Raw genomic sequence first — 566 nt, 5'->3', positions numbered from 1 at the left:
CACCATGTCGGCCCGGGCCAGCACCAGTGGGTGGGCATCGGCCACGGCGATGCCAAGGCCACAGGCCTGCATCACCGGCAGATCTATGGTGTCATCCCCCATATAGGCGGCTTGTGACGCATCCAGACCCAGCTTGGTCAGCAGTGCCTCGAAGTGGGGCAACTTCTGATCCGCCCCCTGCACCAGATGCTGCACACCCAGGCTCTTCATCCGATCGCTGACGATGCGGGAGTTGCGCCCGGTGATGATGGCGATCTCGATCCCGGCGTTGAGCAGGGCCCGCATGCCGGCGCCGTCGCGGGTACAGAAGGTCTTCAGTTCTTCGCCATCATTGCCCATATAGATGAGGCCGTTGGAGAGCACTCCATCCACATCGCACACCAGCAGGCGGATCTGCGCCGCCCTGTCATACTGGCTGCGCGTCACCGGACCGTAGAGGGTCGGTACGTTTTGCATCAAATTACTCCGGCTTTCAGCAGGTCGTGCATGTTGAACGCGCCGAGCGGGCGCTTGTCCTCATCCACCACCAGTAATCCGTTGATCTTTCTGGTTTCCATCAGTTTGAC

General features: G+C 61.0%; 2 protein-coding genes. Both read right to left on the bottom strand.

The window, feature by feature from the left end; all coding sequences use genetic code 11:
- Positions 1 to 456: 3-deoxy-manno-octulosonate-8-phosphatase KdsC (gene kdsC / locus BN1128_RS08970; RefSeq protein WP_042867834.1), on the bottom strand; the 456-nt coding region annotated here is incomplete at its 3' end.
- Positions 456 to 566 (bottom strand): CBS domain-containing protein (locus BN1128_RS25310; RefSeq protein ID WP_156140164.1); only part of this gene is annotated, 111 nt, incomplete at its 5' end. The genes kdsC and BN1128_RS25310, both read right to left, overlap by 1 nt.

Origin of the sequence: Aeromonas piscicola, from assembly GCF_000820005.1 — a bacterium.
Lineage (GTDB): Bacteria > Pseudomonadota > Gammaproteobacteria > Enterobacterales > Aeromonadaceae > Aeromonas > Aeromonas piscicola.
Note: the sequence above shows the minus strand (reverse complement) of the source record. Positions and strands in the feature narration are given on the sequence as shown.